Annotated in this window: 22 protein-coding genes; 8 read left to right on the top strand and 14 right to left on the bottom strand. The window is 50.3% G+C overall.

Annotation, left to right across the window (positions count from 1 at the left end; translation table 11 throughout):
• Positions 1-74 precede the first annotated feature (74 nt).
• Together ICL55_RS17035 and ICL55_RS17030 are read right to left on the bottom strand one after the other, a co-directional pair.
• The gene (locus tag ICL55_RS17035; RefSeq protein WP_188099398.1) at positions 75-1,016 is read right to left on the bottom strand and encodes a hydrogen peroxide-inducible genes activator; all 942 of its coding nucleotides are present in this window, start codon (positions 1,014-1,016) and stop codon (positions 75-77) included.
• 142 nt (positions 1,017-1,158) lie between these two features.
• Positions 1,159-2,487 carry a hypothetical protein gene (locus ICL55_RS17030; RefSeq protein WP_188099397.1) on the bottom strand — a complete coding sequence of 443 codons (1,329 nt, stop codon included), beginning with the start codon at positions 2,485-2,487 and terminating at the stop codon, positions 1,159-1,161.
• Between the two features lie 187 nt (positions 2,488-2,674).
• Between ICL55_RS17030 and ICL55_RS17025 the strand changes: the two genes are divergently transcribed.
• Genes ICL55_RS17025 through ICL55_RS17015 form a run of 3 tightly spaced genes read left to right on the top strand, consistent with a single transcriptional unit; the run spans position 2,675 to position 5,077 of the window.
• Positions 2,675-3,412, top strand: a complete 738-nt coding sequence (locus ICL55_RS17025) for a glycosyltransferase family 2 protein (RefSeq protein ID WP_188099395.1) — start codon at positions 2,675-2,677, stop codon at positions 3,410-3,412.
• A gap of 16 nt (positions 3,413-3,428) precedes the next feature.
• On the top strand, positions 3,429-4,226 hold the full coding sequence (locus ICL55_RS35585) for a class I SAM-dependent methyltransferase (protein ID WP_188099392.1): 798 nt from the start codon (positions 3,429-3,431) through the stop codon (positions 4,224-4,226).
• A gap of 53 nt (positions 4,227-4,279) precedes the next feature.
• The gene (locus tag ICL55_RS17015; protein ID WP_188099389.1) at positions 4,280-5,077 is read left to right on the top strand and encodes a carboxylesterase family protein; all 798 of its coding nucleotides are present in this window, start codon (positions 4,280-4,282) and stop codon (positions 5,075-5,077) included.
• A 188-nt stretch (positions 5,078-5,265) separates the two neighbouring features.
• Here ICL55_RS17015 and ICL55_RS17010 read toward each other — a convergent pair whose 3' ends face one another.
• From ICL55_RS17010 to hemA, 12 genes are all read right to left on the bottom strand, one after another.
• Positions 5,266-6,711 (bottom strand): TolC family protein, encoded by a 1,446-nt coding sequence (locus ICL55_RS17010; protein ID WP_188099387.1) that lies wholly within the window; start codon positions 6,709-6,711, stop codon positions 5,266-5,268.
• The gene (locus ICL55_RS17005) at positions 6,704-9,844 is read right to left on the bottom strand and encodes an efflux RND transporter permease subunit (RefSeq protein WP_188099385.1); all 3,141 of its coding nucleotides are present in this window, start codon (positions 9,842-9,844) and stop codon (positions 6,704-6,706) included. The genes ICL55_RS17010 and ICL55_RS17005 overlap by 8 nt, the downstream gene beginning before the upstream one ends.
• A 34-nt stretch (positions 9,845-9,878) precedes the next feature.
• Positions 9,879-10,997, bottom strand: a complete 1,119-nt coding sequence (locus ICL55_RS17000) for an efflux RND transporter periplasmic adaptor subunit (protein ID WP_188099383.1) — start codon at positions 10,995-10,997, stop codon at positions 9,879-9,881.
• 147 nt (positions 10,998-11,144) lie between these two features.
• Entirely contained in the window at positions 11,145-11,567 is a 423-nt protein-coding gene (locus ICL55_RS16995; protein ID WP_188099381.1) for a hypothetical protein, read from the bottom strand.
• Between the two features lie 142 nt (positions 11,568-11,709).
• Positions 11,710-13,005, bottom strand: coding sequence for a glutamate-1-semialdehyde 2,1-aminomutase (gene hemL, locus ICL55_RS16990; protein ID WP_188099379.1), 1,296 nt, complete (start codon positions 13,003-13,005; stop codon positions 11,710-11,712).
• Between the two features lie 56 nt (positions 13,006-13,061).
• Positions 13,062-14,036 (bottom strand): porphobilinogen synthase, encoded by a 975-nt coding sequence (gene hemB / locus ICL55_RS16985; protein WP_246496410.1) that lies wholly within the window; start codon positions 14,034-14,036, stop codon positions 13,062-13,064.
• Between the two features lie 13 nt (positions 14,037-14,049).
• Positions 14,050-14,433: a four helix bundle protein gene (locus ICL55_RS16980; protein WP_188099378.1), complete on the bottom strand. Its 384-nt coding sequence runs from the start codon at positions 14,431-14,433 to the stop codon at positions 14,050-14,052.
• A gap of 144 nt (positions 14,434-14,577) precedes the next feature.
• On the bottom strand, positions 14,578-15,492 hold the full coding sequence (gene hemF / locus ICL55_RS16975) for an oxygen-dependent coproporphyrinogen oxidase (RefSeq protein WP_223151480.1): 915 nt from the start codon (positions 15,490-15,492) through the stop codon (positions 14,578-14,580).
• Positions 15,493-15,499: 7 nt separating this feature from the next.
• Positions 15,500-16,528 carry a uroporphyrinogen decarboxylase gene (gene hemE / locus ICL55_RS16970; protein WP_188099376.1) on the bottom strand — a complete coding sequence of 343 codons (1,029 nt, stop codon included), beginning with the start codon at positions 16,526-16,528 and terminating at the stop codon, positions 15,500-15,502.
• Positions 16,525-17,274, bottom strand: a complete 750-nt coding sequence (locus tag ICL55_RS16965; RefSeq protein WP_188099374.1) for a uroporphyrinogen-III synthase — start codon at positions 17,272-17,274, stop codon at positions 16,525-16,527. Before ICL55_RS16965 ends, hemE begins: the two co-directional genes overlap by 4 nt.
• On the bottom strand, positions 17,264-18,184 hold the full coding sequence (gene hemC, locus ICL55_RS16960; protein ID WP_188099372.1) for a hydroxymethylbilane synthase: 921 nt from the start codon (positions 18,182-18,184) through the stop codon (positions 17,264-17,266). The genes ICL55_RS16965 and hemC overlap by 11 nt, the downstream gene beginning before the upstream one ends.
• A gap of 5 nt (positions 18,185-18,189) precedes the next feature.
• A complete protein-coding gene (gene hemA, locus ICL55_RS16955) occupies positions 18,190-19,443 on the bottom strand; it encodes a glutamyl-tRNA reductase (protein ID WP_188099370.1) in 1,254 nt (417 codons plus the stop codon).
• A gap of 297 nt (positions 19,444-19,740) precedes the next feature.
• Here hemA and hemH point away from each other — a divergent pair, with 297 nt between their 5' ends.
• From hemH to ICL55_RS16930, 5 genes are all read left to right on the top strand, one after another.
• Positions 19,741-20,784: a ferrochelatase gene (gene hemH / locus ICL55_RS16950; RefSeq protein ID WP_188099368.1), complete on the top strand. Its 1,044-nt coding sequence runs from the start codon at positions 19,741-19,743 to the stop codon at positions 20,782-20,784.
• Between the two features lie 10 nt (positions 20,785-20,794).
• Positions 20,795-22,144 carry a protoporphyrinogen oxidase gene (gene hemG, locus ICL55_RS16945; protein ID WP_188099366.1) on the top strand — a complete coding sequence of 450 codons (1,350 nt, stop codon included), beginning with the start codon at positions 20,795-20,797 and terminating at the stop codon, positions 22,142-22,144.
• Positions 22,145-22,206: 62 nt separating this feature from the next.
• Positions 22,207-23,352, top strand: a complete 1,146-nt coding sequence (locus ICL55_RS16940) for a Re/Si-specific NAD(P)(+) transhydrogenase subunit alpha (RefSeq protein WP_188099364.1) — start codon at positions 22,207-22,209, stop codon at positions 23,350-23,352.
• A 39-nt stretch (positions 23,353-23,391) separates the two neighbouring features.
• Positions 23,392-23,703, top strand: a complete 312-nt coding sequence (locus ICL55_RS16935; RefSeq protein ID WP_168872109.1) for an NAD(P) transhydrogenase subunit alpha part 2 — start codon at positions 23,392-23,394, stop codon at positions 23,701-23,703.
• 20 nt (positions 23,704-23,723) lie between these two features.
• On the top strand, positions 23,724-25,256 hold the full coding sequence (locus ICL55_RS16930; RefSeq protein ID WP_188099362.1) for an NAD(P)(+) transhydrogenase (Re/Si-specific) subunit beta: 1,533 nt from the start codon (positions 23,724-23,726) through the stop codon (positions 25,254-25,256).
• Positions 25,257-25,373 lie beyond the last annotated feature (117 nt).

Raw genomic sequence — 25,373 nt, 5'->3', positions numbered from 1 at the left:
AACACATTCATATTTGTGTTCTCCGCTGCTTTTTTAAAATATCTAAATATCTAAATAACTAAATGATCAAATGACTACATGTTTATCTCGATCACCTTCTTGTTCTTCTGCACTTTGGTCTTCTCCGGCACATGTGCCAGTATCTCTTTTTTGAAGGCTTCTATCAGGGCCTGTTTGATAAAATGACGATGCGTAACAAGACTGATCTCCCTTACCGGTTCAGGCGTTTTAAAATAACGGACCATATTCAGCTGGCGGCTGGAGAGGTCCTGCAGGGACAACTCCGGTAAAATGGTATATCCTTCATTCAGATCTACCATTCGTTTGAGTGTTTCTACGCTGCCGGTATTGTATTCCAGGTTTTTATGCTCACCCATCGTGAATTTATCCTTACAGATATTCAGCACCTGATTACGCATGCAATGACCTTCATTAAGCAGCCATACATCTTTTAGCTCCAGCTCTTCTGCCCGCACTATCTTCTTCTCAAACAGCGGATTGCTCTTAGCGGTATACACTACAAACGATTCATAAAACAGCGGGTGCTCCTCCAAATGAGGATTATGCAGCGGCGTGGCCAGCAACCCACAGTCCAGCAGCTCCTGCTTCAGCTGTTGGATGATCTGTTCGGTAGGATATTCCCAGATTTCCAGTTTTACTTTGGGATACTTCTTCATGAATCCCGTCAGGATGCGGGGAAGAAGATAAGGCGCCAGCGTAGGGATAATGCCTACTTTCAGGTTGCCCTGTACTTCCTTTTTCTGGTCAGCGATGATTTCCCGGATCCGGGCGTTTTCCTTCAGGATAATCCTGGCCTGCGCTATTACAGCAATGCCTATTTCGGTAGGTACCACCGGCAGTTTACTGCGGTCAAACAGTTTAATGCCCAGCTCATCTTCCAGTTTTTGTATCTGCATGCTCAGCGTAGGCTGTGTAACAAAGCATTTTTCCGCTGCTATCACAAAGCTTCGGTAGGTGTCTACCGCAACGATGTACTCCAATTGAACCGTTGTCATACTACAAAGGTATTGATAAAATCTATAGATAGACAATTACAAATTACGAATTGCGAATTACGAATTGAGGGCTTTCTTATAGAGCGGTTAATAAGTAACCTTTCCATAAAAGAGCCCTCAATTCGTAATTCGCAATTCGTAATTAGAATATACGGTAGCGGTATTTGATTTTTTCGGTGTTGCTGTACAGTTCCCTGATGTTGATAGACGCCTGGATTTCCTGTACGGCATCGGTTTTCAGGTTGCGGAACTCAGCCTGTTTGTTGTCGATAATATTTTTTTCAGCCAGTCCGTTGTCCTGTGCAATCTTCAGTGAATTGTTCACCTTCGTGTAATAGGAATCCAGCAGGGTGAAGTATTCGTTATAAAGATTTTCAAAGCGTTTGGTTTGCAGCACCAGGTCTTCCAGTTGATTGTTCACCTCTTTCAGATTGGGATTTTCCCGCAGCAGCGACTCATAGTCGATGCGTTTGTTTTTGGTATACTTTGTTTCGAGCTGACCAAAATAGTCTACCACTTTTTCTTTTTTGAACTCATAGAAATACTCGTTCATCGTTTGGCTCAGCGGCTTGGCGCCTTTCTGCGGAGCCGGGAACTTCAGGGAAGTAGCGGTAAACGACAGGTGGTCAAACAGATTGTCCTGCAACAGGCTGAGCTGGTCCTTGTTGAAGTTGAGGCCATACTCAAACTTCTGGTTGGCATCATTCAGTGCAGTGTAATACACTACATATTTGTTCAGTTCCTTTTCAAAATCCTGTAGTGACTTCTGATTGATCTGTTTATTGTTGACGCTGACGCTGTGCAGGAAGTTCATCACCGAGTTGGCGATGGCCAGCGGTGGTGTCAGTGAGGTGAAGCTCTGGAAGATAGGGCTGTTGATAATGGACTTGGTAGACTCCACGATCTTGGAATTTTTCTCGCCCTTATCGGATTTGTTTTTCAGGATGATTTTTTCCACCAGTTCCACGATGCGATCGCTCAGCGAAAAGCCTAAGGCCTTACTTTCCGGGTTGTTGAGCGAGGTAATGAATACATCGAGGTTATTGGTGGTGGTACGCGATTTCAGGTCAATGATCTTTTTGTTGAGCAGATAATAAGTCTCACTTGCGTTGATGATATTATTTTTGATAAGATCGTACTTACTCATGTTATCGATCTCTTTACCCTGCAGCAGGGCCTGGATGGCATTGGAATTCGTTTTATCGTTGTCCGTGATGCGCTGCATTTCTTCCACCAGTTTCCGTATGGTGGTGTCCTGTGTCTTGATGACTGGTGAGGTGATGGCTTTTAATTCCGGGTCCTGCGCTTGTGCGGCCTGAAAGGTTAACAAAAAGATAAAGGGTGCAGGCAGCACTTTCATCCATTTGAAAGTCCGGGAATTTTTTCCGGGCTGTACTAACGGCAATGAATGATTACGGGTGGCCTCCAGACCATTACCATGCTTCATCTCCGTTGGTAGGTGTTTTAACATGTTCTTTTTGCTTTTTGTTAACAAAAATTTTAGAAAATATGATGCCAAAATCATCAAGCTACAAAGATAAATAATTAATAATAGTTAAAATTAAATCATGATAGGTGGTACACATGGGCATTTAAGCAATATATTTTGAATTATCAGCAGGTGAGTTACCTTTGCACCCAAATTTGATCCACTTTTCATGCTGAATGACAAAAAGATAGTGGTTGTGTTACCGGCCTACAACGCAGCACTTACACTGGAAAAGACGTTCCGGGAAATCCCTTTCGACATCGTAGACGATGTGGTACTGGTAGACGATGCCAGTAAAGATGAGACCCTGGAAATTGGAAGACAATTGGGGATTAAACACCTGATCCGCCACGATAATAACAAAGGATATGGCGGTAACCAGAAATCCTGCTATAACAAGGCGCTGGAACTGGGTGCCGATGTGGTGGTGATGCTTCACCCGGATTACCAATATACGCCCAAGCTGATCACTGCCATGTGCAGTATCATTGCCAACGGGCTGTACCCGGTGGTTTTTGGCTCCCGTATTCTGGGTAAAGGCGCGCTGAAAGGAGGTATGCCGATGTATAAATATATCTTCAACCGTATGCTGACGCTGACCCAGAATATCCTGATCGGTCAGAAGCTGAGCGAATACCACACCGGCTATCGCACCTTTTCGGGAGAAGTGTTGAAAAATATCAATTACATGGCCAATAGTGATGACTTTGTCTTTGATAATGAAATGATTTCGCAGATATTCATGAAAGGATACGATATTGCGGAAATAACCTGCCCCACCAAATACTTTGAAGAAGCATCCAGCATCAACTTCAAACGGAGCGCCATTTATGGCCTTGGTGTGTTAAGGGTGTCTTTACAGCACCGTTTGCATATGTGGGGCCTTCTTAAAGGAAAGATTTATTAAAAAATTCGTATAGTCAGTGAGTTTAGCGCAGCAGTATCGATTAGCTACCAAATACATCCGGTATTATTTTACCTCCGGTAACCGTCATGATGTTCATTCCCCTTTCGTTTTCTCCCTTATAGAAGACGTATTGCTGGATAAGACCCGTCATGCCGCCTTCGGCGAGATAGAACAGCTGCGCAAACAGTTACTGGCTAGCACCGAAACCCTTCAGGTCACCGACCTGGGGGCCGGTTCCCTTATTTCTTCCGGCAATGAACGGAAAGTCAGCGACATTACCCGTTACGCTGCCAAACAACCTAAATTCGGGCAGTTGTTTTATCGGTTGGTGCAATACCTCCAACCGAAACAATTGCTCGAATTAGGCACTTCTATGGGCCTTTCCTCTGCCTATATGGCTAAGGCGGCCCCTGATGCCCACGTATATACGATCGAAGGCTGTCCTAATATTGCTGCCAGAGCCCGCAAAAACTTCGATGCGCTGCACCTCGACAATATCACCCAGGTAACGGGCAATTTTGATACGGTACTGCCGGACGTGCTCCGACAGATACAGCGGCCCGATTGGGTGTACATCGACGGGAACCACCGTAAAGAGCCTACACTGGCCTATTTTGAGCACTGTCTCCGGCATGTGCACGAATACTCCCTCCTGATTTTCGATGATATCCACTGGACCCCGGACATGGAAGCGGCCTGGCATACCATTCAGGACCACCCGCAGGTGACCATGACCATCGACCTGTTTTTTATCGGGCTGGTGTTTTTCCGGAAGGACTTCAAAGTGAAGCAACATTTCACGCTGAAATATTAAAAAAATTTAAAAATACCGGTCGGCGGGTAGTATATTAGGAACAAATTCCTCATATGAACTACTGCAGATACCTGTTCTTTTGTTGTTGCCTCCTGCTGGCCGCCATACACAGCCGGGCACAGGAGCTGGACGCTTTCAGCTATGAAACCTATTACCATCACGGTGACACCCTGCGCTACCGCCTGCTGACGCCCGCCAATTACGACACACATAAAAAATACCCGTTGATCGTTTTCCTGCACGGCGCCGGAGAGCGGGGGTATGACAACAATGCACAGCTGCTGCATGGCGGCACCATGTTCCTGCGCGACAGCCTGCGGACCAACTATCCGGCCTTTGTGCTGGTACCGCAATGCCCTTCCGGCAGCTCCTGGGCCCCCATGACTTTCAAACGTGACAGCGCCGGCAAGATCATCAGCGCAGACTTTCCGCTGGACGCCCCGGCGCCGCCCGCCACCGCCGCGCTCAATGTGCTGCTCGACAGCCTGCTGGGCACCGGAAAAATCGATACAAAAAGAGTGTATATCGGTGGCCTGTCTATGGGTGGCATGGGCACTTTCTACATGATCACCAAAAGACCGGGATTGTTCGCCGCGGCATTCGCTATCTGCGGTGCAGGCAACGTTGCGGAAGCCGGCCGTTTTGCCCGTAAAGTGCCGGTTTGGATCTTCCACGGTGATGCGGACGGCGTAGTGCCGGTAGATGGTTCCCGGGTATATGACGCGAAACTGAAATCATTGCGTGCGGAGTACAGATACACAGAATACCCTGGCGTAGGCCACAACAGCTGGGATAATGTGTTTGTAGAACCAGATCTCTTCCGATGGCTGTTTTCTCATAAAAAGAAATAATACATCCCGGCAGATGTAAAAATAAAAAGCCCCTGACCATACAGTCAGGGGCTTCGCTCTATAAAACCTTCCGGGTCAAACCAACATCACTTTGTCCATCCTTAAGAAGGTTTTATTCATCACACTCATCCTTACTCCAATCTGCCATTCTACTCTTCAGGTGATCATCTATCTAAAACAATCCACTATTAACGTGCGGAACCTCCCAGAGACCTATACAGCGACACCAGTCCCTGGTACACGCCTTTCCGTGTATTCACCAACGCCAGTTCCGCTTCCAGCACACTTTTCTGGGCAGTGATCACTTCCAGATAGTTGGCATATCCTGTGGTAAAAAGGATATTGGCGGTAGACACGGCCTGCTGCAACACCAGTACCTCTTTGGATTTGAGGGAAAACGCCTGGTGCTGGTTTTCTACTTTGTTCAGTGCGGTGGCCACTTCCTGATAACCATTCACAATAGCCTGTTGATATTCATAGAATGCCGTATAGGCGTTAGCGGTAGAAATATTGTACTGTGCCTTCAGTTGTTTTTTATTGAAGATGGGAGCAGTGATGCTGCCCAGTGCGCCCCATGCAATGGAGGCGGGTGTTTTAAATAACAGCCCTGCTTTGAAAGCGTTGAACCCGGCATACGGCGTAATGGTCAGTCCCGGGAAAAATGCGGCCCTGGCGGCTTTTACATCGGCCTTGGTAGCGCTCAGCTCCAGCTCCGCCCGTTGGATATCCGGACGATGTAATAACAGATTGGCCGGAATACCGGAGGGGACAACCGGCGGCAGGTTGGTGGTATCTACCAGATCCGCCACAGCGCTACGCTCAATATGTTGCGGCAGTCTGCCCATCAGCGCATTGAGCTGATTTTCGAGGGCGGCAATTTCCTGTTTCACGCCAAATTCCAGCGCTTGTGTGCTCAGCAGTTGTGCGGTGAACTGCTGTAAGGCCAGTTCGGTAGCGCGACCGGCATCTTTCTGGATATGCACCGTGGCTACTGCGGTCTCCTGCAATTTGATGTTACGGCGGATGATCACCAGTTCGTTGTCCATGGCCAGCAGCTCATAATAAAGGCCGGTAACGCCTGCCACAATTTGTGTGGTGAGCAGGCGGCGTGCCTCACTGGTGGCGAGGAAACGCGCCATGGTAGCGTGGCGTTGCTGCTTCAGTTTACCCCAGATGTCTATCTCCCAGGAGCTTCTGATACCGGCGAAGTATTCAGGGGTAGGGTCAGACACGCGCTGGTCGTCGTTGATGTTGGGCGATTTGTTGGTATCGAAGTTACCGACACCGGTCATGGTGTAGTCCGCGAAGTGATCTACTCCGGCCGTCAATGAAAGATTGACGGAAGGCAGCCATGCGTTGCGTGCCATCATCAGGTTAGTCTGCGCAGCGGAGATACGGCGGGAGGCGGCCAGCAGGTCATAGTTATTCAGCAGGGCACTGTCTACCAGATTTTTCAGGTACTGGTCCTGGAAAATGCGGTCGAAGCTTGCCAGCGATAAGGTATCAGCAGCCGGCGCGGTAGTAACGGGAGCGACTGTACGTTCCGGCAGCTGCAGTTCTTTCTGGGTGGTGCAGGCGCCGGCACCTGTCAGCAGACAGGCACCCAGCGCATATTGATATATTCGTTTATTCATTGGTGTAAGCTTTCAGTTCAACTTTCTTTTTCGGAATCATGGAGGCAAACAGCACATAGAGGCCGGGGATGATAATGACACCGAAGATGGTGCCTATCAGCATGCCGCCGGCAGCAGCGGTACCAATGGACCTGTTGCCCATCGCACCTGCGCCTGAAGCGATACACAGCGGGATCAGGCCGGCGATAAAGGCGAAGGAAGTCATCAGAATAGGTCGCAGCCTGGACACCGCGCCTTCTTTGGCGGCATCAAGGATGGATGCACCGTGTTTATTACGCAGAATCGCGAATTCGACGATGAGGATCGCGTTTTTCCCGAGCAGGCCCACCAGCATAACCAGTGCTACCTGTGCGTAGATATTGTTTTCCAGTCCTACCAGTTTCAGCGAGATGAAAGCCCCGAAAATACCCGCCGGCAGCGAGAGTAATACCGGCAGTGGCAATAAAAAGCTCTCATACTGTGCGGCCAGCAACAGGTATACGAACACCAATACGATGGCGAAGATGTATATCGCCTGGTTACCGGAGAGGATCTGTTCACGGGTCATGCCGCTCCATTCATAGCTGAAGCCTCTCGGCAGTTCTTTGGCGGCCACTTCCTGTACTGCTTCAATAGCCTGACTGCTGCTATATCCGGGGGCGGCGTCACCGTTGATCATGGCGGCGGTGTACATGTTGTAGCGGGTGAGCTGTTCTGGTCCGTATACGCGTTCCAGTTTGACGAAGTCGGCGTAAGACACCATTTCTCCCCGATCATTTTTAACATGCAGCTTTAGCAGGTCTTCCGGTTTGCCTCTGTAGGCAGGATCTGCCTGTACCATCACTTTGTACATCTGTCCGAAGCGGATGAAGTTGGAGGCGTAGTAGCTGCCCATCAGTGTTTGCAGGTTTTTCATGGCATTTTCAATGCTGACGCCTTTTTTGGCTGCCATGCCCTGGTCCACATGAATGAGATATTGCGGGAATTCGGCGTCGAAGCTGGTGAAGGCGCTGCCTATTTCCGGCCGTTTCTTCAGCGCATCGATGAAGTTGTTGGTGATATGGGCGGTTTGCCGCAGATCGCCGCTGCCGCTACGGTCCAGCAGGCGCAGTTCGAAGCCGCTGGCGTTACCGAAGCCGGGCACGGTAGGTGGCGGGAAAAATTCGATGCTGGCATCCGCAATGCCGGCTGATAGTTTTTGCAGTTTGGCGATGATATCGTTGACAGTGGCTTTACGGTCATCCCATGGTTTGAGGTTGACCATGCCCATGCCATAGGAGGCGCCTGCCACCTCGTTTACGAGGCTGTAGCCTGCGAGGGTGGACACGGATTCTACTTCCTCCAGCTGTGCAGCGAGGGCCTGTATCTGGTCCAGCACTTCTTCGGTACGTTCTACTGTGGCGCCGGGAGGGGCGGTCACGTTGACGTAGATCATGCCCTGGTCTTCCGTGGGAATAAAGCCGGAAGGCAGGATGGCGCTGGCGCCCCAGGTGGCCACGAAGAAGCCCGCGAGGGCTATCAGTGTAATGAGTTTACGACCGGCGATGAAGCTCACCAGTTTGGCGTATTTATTTTCAGTAGCGCTGTATCCTTTGTTGAAGCCATTGAAGAACCGCTGCAGCAGGTTCTTTTTACGTGGTTGGCCATGCGTGTCTTTGAGCATGATAGCACAGAGTGCAGGCGTTAACGTTACGGCATTGATGCCGGATATGACGATGGAGATAGCGAGCGTGAGGGAGAACTGGCGGTAGAATACGCCCACCGGTCCGGAGAGGAAGGCCACGGGTATAAACACGGCCGACATCACCAGGGTGATAGCCACCAGTGCGCCGCTGATTTCCCGCATGGCGGCAATAGTAGCCTGCATGGGCGGGAGATGGTCTTCACTCATTTTTACGTGCACCGCTTCTACCACCACGATGGCGTTGTCCACCACGATACCGATCGCCAGTACCAGCGCGAAGAGCGTGAGCAGGTTGATAGAGAAGCCCATCATCTGCATAAAGGCGAGCGTACCGATCAGGGCTACCGGTACGGCCAGTGCGGGGATGAGCGTAGACCGGAAATCCTGGAGGAAGATGAACACTACGATAAACACCAGCAGGAAAGCTTCAAAGAGGGTGCGTACCACTTCATGGATGGAGGCATCGAGGAAGCGGGACACGTCGTAGTTGAAGTTGTAGGTCATGCCTGGAGGGAAAGAGGTGTTTTTCATCTCTTCCATCTTCTTCTTCACGTTGTTGATTACCTCGCGGGCATTGGAGCCGGGCCTTTGTTTGAGCATGATGGAAGCAGAGGGTTTACCATCTGTTTTGGATACCATGCTATAAGTGAGGGCACCGAATTCCACGTCTGCCACGTCTTTGAGGTGGAGCACCGATCCGTCGGCGCCGGCCCTCAGAACGATCTGCCTGTATTGTTCCGGTTCAAAGAACTTGCCGGTATAGCGGAGCACATATTGCAGCAGCAGGGGATTTTTATCGGAGCTTTCACCGGTTTTACCGGGAGCGGCTTCGATGTTTTGTTTGCGGATGGCGTCGATGACTTCATCGGAAGATACGTTGTAGGCCAGCATGCGGTCGGGCTTCAGCCAGATACGCATGGCGTATTCCTTGGCGCCCATGATTTCGGCGCGACCTACCCCGTCAATACGTTTCAGTTCCTGCAATACGTTGATATCGGCGAAGTTGTAGATGAACTGCTCGTCCAGTGAGGTGTCTTCACTCATCACGTTGAGATACAGCAGCATACTGTTCACTTCTTTTTCGGTGGTCACACCGGCTTTAATTACCTCTTCCGGTAATTCATCGATAATGGTGGCGACCCTGTTTTGCACGTTTACCGCGGCCTGGTCGGGGTCAATTCCTACCTGGAAGAACACTTGTATGACAGTGATACCATCGTTACTGGAAACGGACGACATGTAAGTCATGCCGGGAACCCCGTTGATGGCGCGTTCCAGTGGTGTAGACACTGCTTTGGCCGCTACTTCGGCGTTGGCGCCGGTATATTTGGCGGTAACGGTTACCGAGGGCGGCACGATATCCGGGAACTGGGTGACCGGCAGCGTGAAAAGCGCCAGCAGGCCTACCAGTGTGATAATAAGCGATATGACCAGTGATAACACCGGTCTTTTAATAAATATTTCAAACATTGATCTCTCTTTTACAGCTAATAAGCAGGGTGATTTATATTCTCAGCAGACTGTCCATCGGCACCGTGCGGGGGGCGATCTGTACGCCGTCGCGGATGTTGCGCACGCCTTCGCATACGATGCGTTCACCGGGTTTAAGGCCGGATTTTACGATGTAGAAATGAGAGAACCGGGCTTGCGGAACGAAGTTCCGCATCGTTACCTTGTTGGAGGCGTCTACCACGAAGACATAGTTTTTGTCCTGCATTTCAAACACCGCTTTTTGCGGGATGATGATAGCGCTGTCCATTTCTGTGGTGAGCCGTACTTTGCCGCTGGCGCCATGTTTCAGGAGTTTGGCGGGGTTGGGGAAGCGGGCCCGGAAAGCGATGGAACCGGTGTTCTCTTCAAATTCGCTTTCCATGGTTTCGATTTTGCCGACGTTGGAATAATCACTGCCATCGGCGAGTACCAGGTGTACCTGGTTGTAGCTGTTGTCGCCTTTGGCGATGGCTTTGCTGTATTGGAGATACTCTGTTTCGGATACGTTGAAGTAAGCGTATACTTCGCGGGTGTCTGACACGGTGGTCAGCAGGGCGCCTTCACTGATCAGGCTTCCTTTTTTCAGTGGTATACGGTCGATGATGCCATCGAAGGGCGCGCGGACGCTGGTGTAGGAGAGACGCATGGCAGCATTGCTTTCCGCAGAGCGGGCTTCGTCTATTTTAGCCTGCGCTGCGGCCAGGCGGGCCTTGGCCACTTCCAGCTCGGAGGCGGCGATGACTTTTTTCTCTACCAGCATTTTCACACGTTCCAGCTCCAGCGAAGCTGATTTTGCTTCCGCTACCATGTTGCTGAGGACAGCCTTGGCTTTGGTCAGTTCTGCACTATATTCCGCATCGTTGATGCCGAACAGCAGCTGTCCTTTTTTTACTTCCTGTCCTTCATCCACATAAATTTTATCGAGAAAACCACTCACACGGGCACGTATCTCCACGTTCTGAACGGCTTGTATATCGGTAACATATGTGCGATGCAGCATGGTGTCCTTTACCGTAAGACTGGTAACAGGCAATGATTTCAGTTCCTCGTTTCCGGTACTTTCTCCTTTGGTAACGCAGCCTGCCACGAATAACGCGAGCAGCGATACGTAAATCCCTGTATTTTGACGCATAGATATAACAGTATTGTTTCCGGGGTAAGCCGGAAAGTTTTAGTTCAACACATAGGAAGGCTCATTCCGCGTCAAATAGCGGCGATGGTTGTCATCTTCCTGAAAAATGAAAAAAGAAAAACAATAAAAACTAAAGGAGACAGGTACTCAGAAGGGGGTAAACCGGAAAAGAAAACTGTAGTAGGCGGGTAAAAAAGCCTTTTGCCGGCCATATTCGCCGGGCAAATTTTCTTTGATTAGACAATATTGGGAAAGGTTGCCGCCCTCTATATAAGCTACGCGGGTGGCTATACTAAATTGTTGGGAAGAAGCGCTGAGGTAGTACCGCGTTTTACGGCGGTGTTTGGTAGCGTGTATGCATTCCAGATCATCATCGGCATCATCTGTTTCCAGTTGAGGAGGCAGTTTGGCGGCGAGGTCCTCCAGGGAATCTTCCAGGGCGGCCTGCCGGTGGATCTGTTCAAACAACAGGTGTTTGTGCGCTGCCATCGAGGGCAGCACGCTTGCTGTCAGCTGGGTTATCATCAGCAGACAAACAAACATCCAACGTTTGAGTATGTGTGACGGCATACGCATCGGGCACAAAAATAGTCCTATTTTTTGATTTGCTTATTTGGTTATTTGATAACCGGTATGTTACCTTTTTGAAAAGCGTATAAAAAAGGGTTGGCGTAAGCCAACCCTTCCACTCAGCACAGGATTTAATTCTTAACTATTGTTTGATGGCCAGCATGGCTGACTTAGCAGCCTGTATGGTGGCATCGAGTTCTTCTGTGGTCAGCGCATTACACATAAACCAGCTTTCGAACGCTGATGGTGGCAGGTATACGCCGCGTTCGAGCATGGCATGGAAGAAGCGCCGGAATAATTCGTTATTGGCAGCGGAGGCGCTGGTGAAGTCAATAATCGGATATTCGGTAAAGTGCACGCTGAGCATGGAGCCCAGGGTATTGATCTGATAAACGCTGCCGGATGCGCCAAAGGCTTCCCGGAGACCGCTCACCAGATAATCGGCTTTTTCCTGTAGCTGCTGGTAGATCACCGGATTGTCGTTCAGTGTCTGCAACAGCGTGTAGCCGGCGATCATGGCGATAGGGTTGCCGCTCAGGGTACCTGCCTGGTACACTTTTCCGGCGGGCGCCAGATTCTCCATGATGGCTTTAGGACCTGCCACTGCGCCTACGGGCATACCGGCGCCGATGATTTTACCGAAAGTAACCAGATCAGCACGGATACCGAACAGTTCCTGTGCACCACCGCGGGCGAGGCGGAAGCCGGTCATCACTTCATCAAAGATGAGCAGGATACCATTGGCATCGCACAGTTGGCGCAGCCCTTCCAGGAAGCCCGGCTGGGGCAGGATACAGCCCATATTGCCAGCCACTGGCTCTACGATAATGGCGGCGATCTGCTCCGGATTGTCGGCGATCAGCTGCTCTACCGCAGGGAGGTTGTTGTACGGCGCCGTCAGCGTGTCATCGGCCACCGTAGCGGTGACACCGGGAACGGACTGGATACCGAGCGTGGCTACGCCGCTGCCGGCGCTTACCAGGAATGCATCAGCATGACCATGATAACAACCTTCAAATTTGATGAATTTGTTGCGGCCGGTATAGCCACGAGCCAGCCGGAGGGCTGTCATACAGGCTTCGGTACCGGAGTTCACCATACGGACCATGTCGATATTGGGGACCATGCTCACAATGAGCTCCGCAATTTTTATTTCCAGTTCTGTAGGCGCGCCAAAGGAAGTGGAGAAGGCGGCATATTCCTGGATGGCTTTTACCACTGGTTCATAAGCATGGCCGAGGATCATAGGACCCCAGGAATTGATATAATCAATATACCTGTTGCTGTCCACATCATACATGAAGGGACCCTGGGCGCGCTGCATGAATACCGGTACACCACCTACGCTTTTGAATGCACGCACGGGGGAGTTTACGCCGCCGGGGATGACCTCTTTGGCTTTCCCGAATAACATTTCACTTTTGCTGTAGCTGTACATGAAAGGAAACTATTTTATGTAGTTATTTTTTTATTTTCTTATTGCAAGATACTGAATTAAGCGTTCAGCAGTCTTACGGCATCTTTTGCGAAATAGGTGGCGATCAGGTCGGCGCCGGCACGTTTGATGCTGGTCATGCTTTCCAGAATGGCCTTGTTCTCGTCGAGCCAGCCGTTGGCTGCCGCTGCCTTGATCATGGCATATTCGCCGCTGACATGATAAGCGCTAACGGGAACGGTCGTACGGTCTTTGATAATGCGCATGATATCCAGGTAAGCCATAGCAGGTTTCACCATCACGATATCGGCCCCTTCTTCAATGTCCATCAGTGTTTCCTTGATCGCTTCGCGGGAATTGGCGTAGTCCATCTGATAGGTCTTTTTATCGCCGAAGCCGGGAGCGGAGTCCAGCGCGTCACGGAAAGGACCGTAGAAGCAGGAGGCGTATTTGGCGCTATAGGCCATGATACCTGTTTTATCGAAACCGTTTTCTTCGAGGATGTTGCGGATAGCGAGGATGCGACCGTCCATCATATCGCTGGGCGCCACGAAATCGGCGCCGGCCTGTGCATGGCTGAGGCTCATGCGGGCCAGTACTTCCACGGTAGGATCGTTCACGATTTCTGTGCCTTCCACGATACCATCATGGCCGTAGGAAGAGTAAGGGTCCAGCGCTACGTCTGTCATCACCACCATATCCGGAACAGCATCTTTGATGCCGCGGATAGCACGTTGCATTAATCCGTTCGGATTCACTGCTTCGGTGCCTTTGTTGTCTTTAACACTATCGGGTGCTTTCACAAAAAGCAATACACTTTTGATGCCGAGGCTCCATAATTCTTTGGCCTCTCTGATAGTGAGGTCCAGTGAATACCGGAAATAGCCGGGCATCGAGCTGATCTCTTCCTGCACATTTTCTCCTTCAGTTACAAACAGCGGGGCGATGAAATCGCTCGGCCGCAATATTGTTTCTGCTACCATTGCGCGAATGGCAGGGGAGGTGCGTAATATTCGGTTTCTTCTTAACATCATATTTTCAATTTTTTTATTTGGCTATTTTGATATTTTGTTTCGTTAAGGTGTCATTTGCTTTTTTTCTTGAAGCACTGAATATGAACACCAATTCTTTAGCCTCTGTTAGCAAAGGATTAATTAACGATATATGATCTGCAATACCAGTTTCTTTTAAGATCTCCAACCAATACAAAGATTCATCCGCTTCTTCCAGTACGACTTTAATTTTATAAACAAAGTCGGTTTGTGATTTAGATAGACAGACTGCTCTATAATTGGCTCCGACACTACCCGCTGATCTTATCAGCTGTTTTGCTATTTCATAAGCAGCGATATTTTTGGGTAATACTTCACAAAGACGTATCACATCAATATGAAATTTTTTCGTCCTCTCCTGGAGTTGATATTTGTTCATTTGGTTGGGTTTTGGTTAACAAACTTGTTATTGACAAATCTATCAATAAAACCCTAACCAGAGACCATATCTATCCATATCCAATTTCACCGCCTCAATTTATCCGCTTCAATCAAATAAGCAAATAATCAAATTTCTAAATGATTAAATGTTAATCCAGTCGCGTGGCTTCAGCCATTCCACGAGTTGTGCCTCGGGACTGCCGGGGGCCGGATGGAAATCGTATTCCCAGCGGGCTACAGGCGGAAGGCTCATGAGGATCGACTCTGTACGGCCATTGGTTTTCAGCCCGAACAAAGTGCCCCGGTCGTGGATAAGATTGAATTCCACATAACGTCCACGTCTATACGCCTGCCAGCTTCTGTGGGCTTCTGTATAGGGGATGTCTTTGGTTTTCTCCACAATGGGCAGGTATGCTTTCAGAAAAGCGTTGCCATTGGCTTTGGAGAAGGCGAAGAGCTCTTCGGCAGTTTTTTCCGCATTGGGACGGAGGTAATCGTAGAAGATACCGCCGATACCACGGGCTTCGTTATGGCGGTGTTTATTCACGAAATATTCATCGCAATGTTGTTTGTATTTCGGGTAGAGGTCTGTGCCGAAGGCGTCACAGGCTTCTTTGAAGGTGCGGTGGAAGTGGCTGCCGTCTTTTTCTTCGAGATAGTACGGCGTGAGGTCGGCGCCGCCGCCAAACCAGCTGTCTTTCAGCTGTCCTTCCTGATCGTATAATTCGAAATAGCGGAAGTTGGCGTGTACGGTAGGCACGAACGGGTTGAGCGGGTGTATCACGAGGGAGATGCCGCAGGCCATGAATTTGCTGTTGGTCACACCAAACTGTTGCGCCATCACTTCGGGAAGGTCGCCATGTACTACGGAGGTGCTGACGCCGCCTTTTTCAAACACGTTGCCATCGGCGATCACGCGGGAGCGGCCGCCGCCACCGCCGGGGCGTTCCCAGTGGTCTTCCCGGAAGGTGGCTTTCCCATCTATTTTTTCAAAGGCGCTGCATATTTCGTCCTGCAGGCCCCGTATAAAGGTGATGAATTCGTTTTGGATGCTCATGGTATGTTTAGCCGTGTGCTTTAACAGTTTCAACAAATGCTTTGGCATGATCTACCGGTACATTCGGCAGGATGCCGTGGCCGAGGTTGGCGATATGGCGCTGACGGCCGAAACCTTTCAGCATTTCCTTCACTGATTTTTCAATTTCAGGAATGGGCGCCAGCAGTTTAGCCGGATCGAAGTTGCCCTGCAGGGTGATATGGTCGCCGGCAAACTGGCGGGCCAGTTCCGGTTTGATGCACCAGTCGATGCCGAGGCCATGGGCGCCGGTGGCAGCCATGTCTTCGAGGGCGAACCAGGCGCCTTTGGCGAATACGATAGTCGGACAAACATCTTTCATCGCCGCCACGATCTGACGGATGTATTGCAGGGAGAAGACTTCAAAGTCCTGCGGGCTGAGCAGGCCTCCCCAGGAATCGAATATCTGTACAGTGTCTGCACCGGCTGCTACCTGTGCTTTCAGATAAGCGATGGAAGTATCGGTGATCATCTGCAGCAGCTGATGGGCTACAGCAGGTTGCTGGTAACAGAAAGCTTTGGCTTCATCAAAAGTTTTGGAGCCTTTGCCTTGTACCATATAACAGAGTAATGTCCAGGGCGCGCCGGCGAAACCGATCAGCGGCACGCGGCCGGCGAGGGTTTGTTTGGTGAGCTTCAGGGCATCGAATACATAATGCAGCCTTTCGTGTACATCGGGAACGCATAAACGTTGAAGGTCCTGCGCGCTTTTTACCGGTTGTGGCAGCAGGGGACCTACTTTTTCCACGAGTTGTACTTCCATGCCCATTGCCTGCGGCACCACGAGGATATCGGAGAAAATGATAGCGGCATCAACACCAACCTGGTCAACCGGCATCACGGTAATTTCAGTGGCCAGTTCAGGATTTTCACAGCGTTCAAAGAAGCTATATTTATCACGCAGTTTGATATAATCCGGTAAATAGCGGCCTGCCTGACGCATCATCCATACGGGGGTGCGGGAAACAGTTTCGCCTCTAAGGGCCTTCAGCAATAAATCATTCTTCAATGCGCTCATTCGTAGCAGTTAATGTTGTTAAAGTAAAATATAGCTGTTTGCATCATGTGGTCTTCCCCGGTAGCGGGCGACATGATGATTTTGTTATCGGTATATTCCCTCAGCAGGGTGGCGGTTGTGCTGCCAATCGCAAAACAAACGGTTTTTAGCGGTAACCTGTTGGCTGAAAAGTAGCTTTTTACCGCACTGGGACTAAAGAACAGGATCCCATCGTATTCATCGGCCACTACTGTAGGGGTGGCAATGTTTTCGTAGATCACGTACTCGTTGACTGTGATGCCGGCGTCGCGTAAACTTTGCGGTAGTTCATCCCTGCGCTGGTTTCCACAGAAAAAATGCACTTCGTTTACATTGCCTAATGCAATGATGGCGGCTGCCAGATCTTTGCCGTAAGAGGCTTCTGCCAGTATTTTATTATTGGGCAGCTTTTGTTGAAGCAGTTTTTTGGTGTTGCCGTCTATACAACAAATGGGATTGGCGATGATATAAAAAGTAGCGTACTGATGAAGGTAGTATTTGGTAAAAATATTTACCGCATGTGCACTGGTAAAGACAAGCGGTGTATCGGTATGATGACCGAATATGCGCGAGATGTTTTCATCCCCCACAAGGTCATTGTTGATCAGTGGTTTTATCTGAATAAAATCCTGTACATCGACAGCAATACCGTGATCACCGGCTTCGGTGATCAGGTTGCCAGACAAGGGCCTGGTACACAATACACGGTATTTGACATTATTTGGCATTTCTGATTTCAGCTACTACTTCAGCGCCACCCTGGGCCATGATTTCTTCCGCGGCGGATTGGCCGAGGTGTTGTGCCTGTTCTGTTGCCACTTCGCGGCTGATGCTAAAGAACCGGGAGCCATCGAGGCTGCAGAGTTCTCCGCTGAAGTGTACGGTGTTGTTTTGTATTTGAGCATATGCGCTGATAGGGGTGGTGCATCCGCCCATCAGGGTGCGCAGGAATTCACGTTCAATATGAGTGGACAGGGCTGTTTCCGCATCGTTAAAGGCGGCACAGGCTTCCCGGCAGAAAGTATCGTCTTCACGACATACGGCCACCACCGCGCCTTGTGCGGGAGCGGGCAGCATCCAGTCGAGATCGATGGAGTTAGCAGGGCGTACATTGATCCTTTCCAGTCCGGCTACAGCGAAGATAGCACCGTCCCAGTTTTCAGCTGCGAGCTTTTGCAGGCGGGTGTTGACGTTGCCGCGCAGGTTGTGCAATTGGTGTTGCGGATATTTCCGCAGCCACTGTGCTTTGCGGCGTACGCTGCTGGTGGCGATGTGGGCCACATAGTCCGGCTGATCGAGGAAAGACGTATCGTTTTTATATACCAGCAGATCTTTTACCGGTCCGCGCTTCAGTACGGCGGCCTGCACAATTTGTTGCGGCAGCTGTGTGGGCACGTCTTTGAAAGAGTGAACGGCAATGTCGATGCGGTTGTTCAATAACGCCAGATCGAGGCTTTTGGTGAAGATGCCTTGTACACCGATTTCGTACAGGGGAGTAACGAGGTCGATATCGCCTTCGCTTTTGATGGGCACCAGCGTTGTTTTATAGCCCTGTGCGGTAAGCAGGTCATTAACCTGGTGAGCCTGCCATAAGGCCAGCTGGCTTTCTCTTGTGCCTATCCTGATAATTTTGTCCATGATGATTAGTCCTGCTTGACTCCTGCCTCAAAAATATCATTGATCATGGCGATATACAGGTCGCTTTTGTCAGTTTCCTTGCGGACCTTACCTGCCATGAGATTGATCATTTTCTGGATAATACGGGAGGACACTTGTTCCATGTCTTCCACTTTATAGCCGGAGCCGTTTTTCTGTTGTTGTATTTCGCGGGTATGTATCTCCTGCAATTTGTCTTTGACCGCCTTGAGTACTACGGCATGTTTGCGCATTTTGTACCAATACAGGAATTCGGCCATGTGCTCATCGATGATGGCAAGGGCCTTGGGAACTTCACCCAGCCTGTTTTGCAGGGTTTCGTCCTGTACTTTCGACAGCTCGTCGACGTTGATCAGGGAGATATGTTCCAGATCGCCTACTGCCGATTCCACATTGAAAGGAATGGAGAGATCGACGATCAGTTTGGGAGAGGACTGATGGAAGTGGGATGCCAGTACCGTAGGTTCGGGGGCATTGGAGGCTACGAGTACCACGTCAGCAGCCTGCATTTCAGCGACCATATTTTCATAAGGCGCATAACGCAGTCCGTGCTGGTTCGCAAAATCGGCTGCCACCTGGAGGGTGCGGTTAATGAGGGTCACCTCTTTTACGCCCAGGTATTCTATCATGTTCTTGCAGGTGTTGCGGCCTATTTTGCCTACACCTACCAGTACAACTTTTTTATCGCGGATGTCCGGGCATTGGCGTTCGAGCAGGCGTACCGTAGCAAATGCCACTGATACGGTGCCTTTGCTAAGGCCGGTTTCTGTCTTGATCAGTTTGGAGACTTGTAATACGCTGTTGACCAGTCTTTCCAGGAAACTGCCGAGGCACTGTTGTGCTTTAGCGAATTTGGCGGCATTGCGTATCTGGCCGATGATCTCATAATCACCGAGGATCTGGGAGTCGAGACCAGTGCCTACCTGATACAGATGACGAATGGCTTCTTCACCGGATTTGATGTACGCCAGTTCTTCCAGCTGTACACGATCGCCGTTGGTTTCACGGGACAACAAATCCAACAGGTCACCAGGTGTATTGGCGAACCCGTATATCTCGGTTCTGTTACAAGTGGAGAGTACAAAGAGATCATCTAATTGCACAGTCCTGGCATGCTCCAGGAGTTGTTGGTATTGGGCCGGATTAATGGCGTATAATCCCCTGATAGCAGCGTCTGTTTTCTTATAGTTGATCCCAACGATATGAAAATTTGCTATTTCTTTTGAGTGACTGACCTGCATGTTCTTGAATAAGCTTCCGGCTGCAAAAATACTTGGATACGCCGCAAACAAAAGGGTTTAGGCTGTCATTAGTGTGTCATTTCTCCTACTGGTGTTCTGTACGACGAAAAAATGATTTTTATCAGGTTTTGCATGCTTTGGGTACTGTGGCGGATGACCGCACGAATATACGAAAAATACCACCGCATTCATTACAAACACATGACATTTGGGCCGGGAGCAGGGCTTACAGGCCCCTTTCTGAAAAAGCATTTTATGTGGATTTGTTATTTACTTTTGCAACAATTTATAAAGCACATGGTATCTAAATCTGAAGTTGGCATTATTCTGATGAACCTGGGGTCACCCGATAGCACGGCAGTTCCTGATGTAAAACGTTATCTGCTGGAGTTTCTGATGGACAAGCGTGTGATTGACTATCCATGGCTGTTCCGTAAAATACTGATAGAAGGGATCATTGTCCCGCGCCGTGCTGAGAAGTCCGCCGAAGCTTATTCTTCTATCTGGTGGGAAGATGGCTCTCCGTTGATCGTCCTGACCAAACAATTGCAGGCGGCTGTGCAGCATGATATGGACGTACCGGTGGAGATAGCCATGCGTTACGGTAATCCGCATCCGGAAGAGGCATTTGACAATTTGCTGAAAAAGAACCCACAGCTCAAAGAGGTGATCGTGCTGCCTTTATATCCGCATTACGCAATGTCTTCCTATGAAACAGCGGCGGAGTATGCAAAAGAAATCTACAAGAAGAAAAAATATAAGTTCAGGCTTTCTATCATTCCTCCATTCTATGATGAGCCTGCCTACATCGATGCCGTAGCAGAAAGTATGCGTCCGTTCCTGCAACAGAACTATGACTATGTGTTGTTCAGCTACCACGGCGTACCGGAGCGGCATATCCGCAAAGGTGATGTGACAGGGCATCATTGTATGAAGGTGACAGACTGCTGTCATGTGAAATCGCCGGCACACCAGTATTGTTACCGGCATCAGGTGACGATAACAGCAGAACTGGTGGCAGCTAAACTGGGACTGCCCCGTGAGAAATGGGGTATCTCTTTCCAGTCACGCCTCGGTCGTGAAGAATGGCTGAAACCTTATACAGCAGGATTGTTGGAGACATTGCCCAAAGAGGGAAAGAAAAAGCTGCTGGTAGTATGCCCGGCATTTGTATCTGATTGTCTGGAAACACTGGAAGAAATTGCAGTAGAAGGAAAACATTCGTTCATGAGCAATGGTGGTGATAGTTTCACCATGATCCCCTGTCTGAATGTACATCCGATGTGGGTAAACGCTATCGTTAAGTACTGCCACCAGATCATGCAAGCGGAAACCGTATAATCTTGTCCATATGCCACAGAAACCCGTTTTGATCATCGGGGCCGGTATTTCCGGCCTGAGCATCGCCTATGAGCTGCAAAAAAGAGCCGTGCCTTATCAGGTGCTCGAAGCAGCCAGTCATAGCGGTGGTGTGATACACTCATTCAATAAAGAAGGCTTTGAACTGGACGCTGGCCCGAATACGATTGCTGCTACGCCGGAAACGATGGCGTTCCTGCAGGAAATCGGGCTGGAGCAGGAGATACAGCCTGCCGCTGCTGTCAGCAAAAACCGCTTTCTGGTGAGAAACAACCGGTTGCATGCTGTGTCGCCCCACCCGTTCAAGATCATGGGTTCTGATTATATCAGTCGTGGCAGCAAATGGCGACTTTTTACAGAACGTTTCCGCAAACCTGCGCCTGTACAGGGAGAAGAGACGGTGACTCATTTTGTGGAGCGCCGGTTCAATAAAGAAATAGCCGATTATTTATTTGACCCGATATTATCCGGTATCTATGCCGGTAATCCAGACCTGATGAGCATCAGCGAAGTGTTGCCTGCTTTGCCGCGCTGGGAAAGGGAATACGGTAGCGTCACCAAGGGCCTCATGAAAGAGAAAGGCGTGATGGCGGGCCGTAAAATCATCAGCCTGGCCGGTGGTAATCAAACACTGACGCGGCGTCTGCAGGAGAAGTTGCAAACACCGGTACGTTTTGAGTGTACCGTAAAAAATATTGCGGTTTCCCCCGTTGGCGGTTATCAGGTGATTGGTGAAGAGCATGGCGGTGAAACGGTGCTGGAGGCTGACCGTATCATCCTGACTACGCCGGCCTATACTGCCGGGCGGCAGCTCGCGGGGCTGGACCAGGGCCTGGCTGCCTTATTGCAACAGGTATATTATCCGCGTATGGGCGTACTGCACCTGGGCTTTGACGCCAGCGCCCTGCCGCAGCCGCTGGAAGGCTTTGGTTTCCTCGTACCGGATGCAGAGAAGCTGCATTTCCTCGGCGCCATCTGCAATTCTGCCATCTTCCCGCATAAAGCACCAGCCGGAAAGCTGCTGTTGACCGTATTTACAGGCGGTTCCCGCCAGGAGCATTATTTCGATGAGCTGGGCATCGCGCAGTTGCAGGAAACAGTAATCAAAGAGATCCGTTCCCTGCTGGGGCTGACGGCTGCCCCGGTGATGCAGCATTTCAGCTTTATACAGCAGGCGATCCCCCAGCTGAACATCGGACATGCAAAGTTGCGCAGCGCTGTTGCCACGATGGAGCATAACTATCCCGGTATCCTGGTCAGAAGCAATTTTGTGCAGGGAGTGGCCTTACCTGCGCTGATACAGCATGCTGCGTCGCTGGCGGATACGCTGAAGAAAAATTAATCAACGATTTTGTTTCGTAGTTGCCGTTTTTTTCTTTAAATTCCATTATAAATTTCCACCAGATGATTGCAGGAATTTTAAAAGAAAAAAACGGCGAACCCAGGGTGTCCCTCACCCCTGAAATCGTGAAGCAGCTGCAGCAGATGTCGGTAACCGTGTGGGTGGAGCAGGGTGCCGGCGCACAGGCTTTCTATAACGATGACGCCTATATGCAGGCGGGCGCGCAGATCAAAACTGCCGCTGAAATTCTTTCCCAGTCAGACATTATTTTTACGCTACAGCCGCCACCGCGGGAGCTGGCGGCACAGATACCCGCCGGGAAAGTGATCCTGGGCGTATTACAGCCGCTATTCCGTCCTGAAGAGGTAGCATTTTGGGCCACCCAACAGCTTACAGCGCTGAGCCTCGATGCTATTCCCCGCACCACGCGGGCGCAGGTGATGGACGTGCTCAGTTCCCAGGCCAATATTGCCGGTTATAAGGCGGTATTGCTGGCAGCGTATAGCTATTCCCGTTATTTTCCCATGTTTATGACGGCCGCGGGCAGTATTGCGCCGGCCAAAGTGCTGATACTGGGCGCCGGGGTGGCCGGCCTCCAGGCCATTGCCACCGCCAGAAGGCTGGGGGCCGTGGTGGAAGTGTTTGATACCCGGCCGGCCGTAAAAGAAGAGGTGATGAGCCTGGGTGCCCGCTTCGTGGAAGTGGATGGCGCCGCAGATGCTTCTGCTGCCGGTGGTTATGCGGTAGAGCAAAATGAGGACTATCAACAGAAACAGCAGGCTAAAATCGCAGAAAGTATTGCCAAAGCAGATATCGTGATCACCACGGCCCAGATACCGGGTAAAAAAGCGCCGGTGCTGGTGACGCAACCTATGCTCGACCAGATGCGCAGCGGTGCTGTCATCGTAGACCTGGCCGCTTCCACAGGAGGTAACACCGCCCTTACCCGAAACAATGAAACCGTGCATTATCAGGGTGTTACCATCATCGGAGATTCCAATCTTGCCGCCTCCATGCCGGCAGATGCCAGCAAACTATACGCTAAAAACGTTTTCAATTTTCTGAAACTCATACTAACCAAAGAGGGAAACCTGCAGTTGAATTTGGAGGATGACATTGTGCGGGGCGCCTGCATCACCCATAACGGTGAAATCCTTCACGAGCGCCTGAAAAGCGCGAAGCCGGCCACCAGCAGCGTACAAAGCTGAATGGCACCGGACTGTACCGACTAATCAAATACCGCAAGCATGGAACATATTCTATCTTTTTTTCAACAACATATAGAGCTGATCTATATCGTGATCCTCTCCATTTTCCTGGGAGTGGAGGTGATTTCACGGGTACCTTCCGTATTGCACACGCCGCTGATGAGCGGCGCCAATGCTATTCACGGAGTGGTGATCATCGGTGCGATCATCGTCATGGGACAGGCGGAGAAGGACAACTATCTCGCACTGATACTGGGCTTCCTGGCGGTAATTCTGGGTACGGTCAATGTGGTGGGCGGTTTCGTGGTAACAGACCGTATGTTGGAGATGTTCAAAAAGAAAAAGAAATAACGGTTTAAAGCGCAATGTTTATGGGACTCAGTGTACTATCCATCATCTACCTGATCGGCTCTGTTACGTTTATCCTTGGCCTGAAAATGCTCAGTAAACCGGATACCGCCCGCAAAGGCAATCTGGTGGCCGCAGCCGGTATGGCGCTCGCCATTGTGGGCACTATCTTCCTCTATAAATCTGAAGGAAAACATCTGCATAACTACGGCTGGATCGCTGCCGGCCTTTTAATAGGCAGCGTCATTGGCGTCATGGCGGCGAAAAAAGTCAAGATGACGGCCATGCCTGAAATGGTGAGCATGTTCAACGGTATGGGAGGCGCCTGCGCGGCCCTGATATCGATCGTGGAATTTGATCATCTGCTGCATCCCGGTTTTAACATCAATATCCGGATTTCTGACGACGGGTCATTAGGCCGCGCGATCGGGGAGATATGGGCGGCCGCGGCTGGAGCGCTGCAACACGACCTTCGCGGGCATTTGCTGATCATTCTCCTCGGCCTGATCATTGGCGCCGTTTCTTTCGCCGGCAGCGTGATTGCATGGGGAAAACTGAATGGCCGTATCAAAGACTTTGCTTTTAAAGGCCAGCATATCGTGAACCTGGTGGTAATGGCAGTGGTGCTTATTGGCGCAGTGGTATTGATCTGGACCGTCAACGGACGCGTGGAAGCTGCCGCAGAAATCAATGCTACACATTCCCTGCTTAGCTTTCAGTTATTGTTCTACCTCGTACTGGCCTGTGCGCTGATATATGGTATCCTGTTCGTATTACCGATCGGCGGCGCAGATATGCCCGTGGTAATATCCCTGCTCAACTCATTTACCGGTGTGGCGGCCGCCTGTGGTGGTTTCCTGTACAACAACCCGGTGATGCTCACCGGTGGTATCCTGGTAGGATCTGCGGGCACTATCCTGACTATCCTGATGTGCCAGGCGATGAACCGCTCCCTGAAAAATGTGCTGATTGGTTCTTTTGGTGGCGGTAGCGCAGCTGCAGCGGCAGGAGGCGGGGAACAGGGCAGCTATAAGGAAATCAGTTTGTCTGATGCGGCCGTGGTGATGGCCTATGCCAGCAAAGTGATGATCGTCCCGGGTTATGGCCTTGCGGTAGCACAGGCGCAACATGCCTGTCATGAACTGGAAAAACTACTGGAAGATAAAGGGGTGGAAGTGAAATATGCGATCCATCCGGTGGCGGGCCGTATGCCCGGTCATATGAACGTGTTGTTGGCGGAGGCCGATGTGCCCTATGAGAAATTGCTGGAGATGGAAGATGCCAACGCTGAAATGCCTACTACCGATGCAGTACTGGTACTGGGGGCCAATGATGTGGTGAACCCGGCCGCTAAAAACGATCCTGCCAGCCCCATTTACGGAATGCCCATTCTGGAAGTGGAAAACGCGAAACTGGTAATCGTGAATAAACGTAGTATGAAGCCTGGTTATGCAGGCATCGAAAATGAGTTGTTTTTTCAACCAAAAACATCCATGCTGTTTGGTGATGCGAAACAGGTATTGCAGCAGCTGGTGGCAGAAATCAAGCAAGTATAGTGCTCGCAGAGGCGCAAAGCAGCAAAGAGCGCAAAGGCTATCAGCGAGCAGAGAAAGCAAAGGAGCGGAGATAAAGTGTGATCTTCGCTCCTTTGCTTTCTTATTTAAGACTTAAAA

Origin of the sequence: Chitinophaga varians (assembly GCF_014529945.1) — a bacterium.
Taxonomy (GTDB): domain Bacteria; phylum Bacteroidota; class Bacteroidia; order Chitinophagales; family Chitinophagaceae; genus Chitinophaga; species Chitinophaga varians.
Note: the sequence above shows the minus strand (reverse complement) of the source record. Positions and strands in the feature narration are given on the sequence as shown.

What these genes read in the sequence shown, in the direction of transcription:
- ICL55_RS17035 (WP_188099398.1), bottom strand. Translation starts at nt 1,016, where the DNA reads ATGACAACGGTTCAATTGGAGTACATCGTTGCGGTAGACACCTACCGA.
- ICL55_RS17030 (WP_188099397.1), bottom strand. Translation starts at nt 2,487, where the DNA reads ATGTTAAAACACCTACCAACGGAGATGAAGCATGGTAATGGTCTGGAG.
- ICL55_RS17025 (WP_188099395.1), top strand. Translation starts at nt 2,675, where the DNA reads ATGCTGAATGACAAAAAGATAGTGGTTGTGTTACCGGCCTACAACGCA.
- ICL55_RS17015 (WP_188099389.1), top strand. Translation starts at nt 4,280, where the DNA reads ATGAACTACTGCAGATACCTGTTCTTTTGTTGTTGCCTCCTGCTGGCC.
- ICL55_RS17010 (WP_188099387.1), bottom strand. Translation starts at nt 6,711, where the DNA reads ATGAATAAACGAATATATCAATATGCGCTGGGTGCCTGTCTGCTGACA.
- ICL55_RS17005 (WP_188099385.1), bottom strand. Translation starts at nt 9,844, where the DNA reads ATGTTTGAAATATTTATTAAAAGACCGGTGTTATCACTGGTCATATCG.
- ICL55_RS17000 (WP_188099383.1), bottom strand. Translation starts at nt 10,997, where the DNA reads ATGCGTCAAAATACAGGGATTTACGTATCGCTGCTCGCGTTATTCGTG.
- ICL55_RS16995 (WP_188099381.1), bottom strand. Translation starts at nt 11,567, where the DNA reads ATGCCGTCACACATACTCAAACGTTGGATGTTTGTTTGTCTGCTGATG.
- hemL (WP_188099379.1), bottom strand. Translation starts at nt 13,005, where the DNA reads ATGTACAGCTACAGCAAAAGTGAAATGTTATTCGGGAAAGCCAAAGAG.
- hemB (WP_246496410.1), bottom strand. Translation starts at nt 14,036, where the DNA reads ATGATGTTAAGAAGAAACCGAATATTACGCACCTCCCCTGCCATTCGC.
- ICL55_RS16980 (WP_188099378.1), bottom strand. Translation starts at nt 14,433, where the DNA reads ATGAACAAATATCAACTCCAGGAGAGGACGAAAAAATTTCATATTGAT.
- hemF (WP_223151480.1), bottom strand. Translation starts at nt 15,492, where the DNA reads ATGAGCATCCAAAACGAATTCATCACCTTTATACGGGGCCTGCAGGAC.
- hemE (WP_188099376.1), bottom strand. Translation starts at nt 16,528, where the DNA reads ATGAGCGCATTGAAGAATGATTTATTGCTGAAGGCCCTTAGAGGCGAA.
- ICL55_RS16965 (WP_188099374.1), bottom strand. Translation starts at nt 17,274, where the DNA reads ATGCCAAATAATGTCAAATACCGTGTATTGTGTACCAGGCCCTTGTCT.
- hemC (WP_188099372.1), bottom strand. Translation starts at nt 18,184, where the DNA reads ATGGACAAAATTATCAGGATAGGCACAAGAGAAAGCCAGCTGGCCTTA.
- hemA (WP_188099370.1), bottom strand. Translation starts at nt 19,443, where the DNA reads ATGCAGGTCAGTCACTCAAAAGAAATAGCAAATTTTCATATCGTTGGG.
- hemH (WP_188099368.1), top strand. Translation starts at nt 19,741, where the DNA reads ATGGTATCTAAATCTGAAGTTGGCATTATTCTGATGAACCTGGGGTCA.
- hemG (WP_188099366.1), top strand. Translation starts at nt 20,795, where the DNA reads ATGCCACAGAAACCCGTTTTGATCATCGGGGCCGGTATTTCCGGCCTG.
- ICL55_RS16940 (WP_188099364.1), top strand. Translation starts at nt 22,207, where the DNA reads ATGATTGCAGGAATTTTAAAAGAAAAAAACGGCGAACCCAGGGTGTCC.
- ICL55_RS16935 (WP_168872109.1), top strand. Translation starts at nt 23,392, where the DNA reads ATGGAACATATTCTATCTTTTTTTCAACAACATATAGAGCTGATCTAT.
- ICL55_RS16930 (WP_188099362.1), top strand. Translation starts at nt 23,724, where the DNA reads ATGGGACTCAGTGTACTATCCATCATCTACCTGATCGGCTCTGTTACG.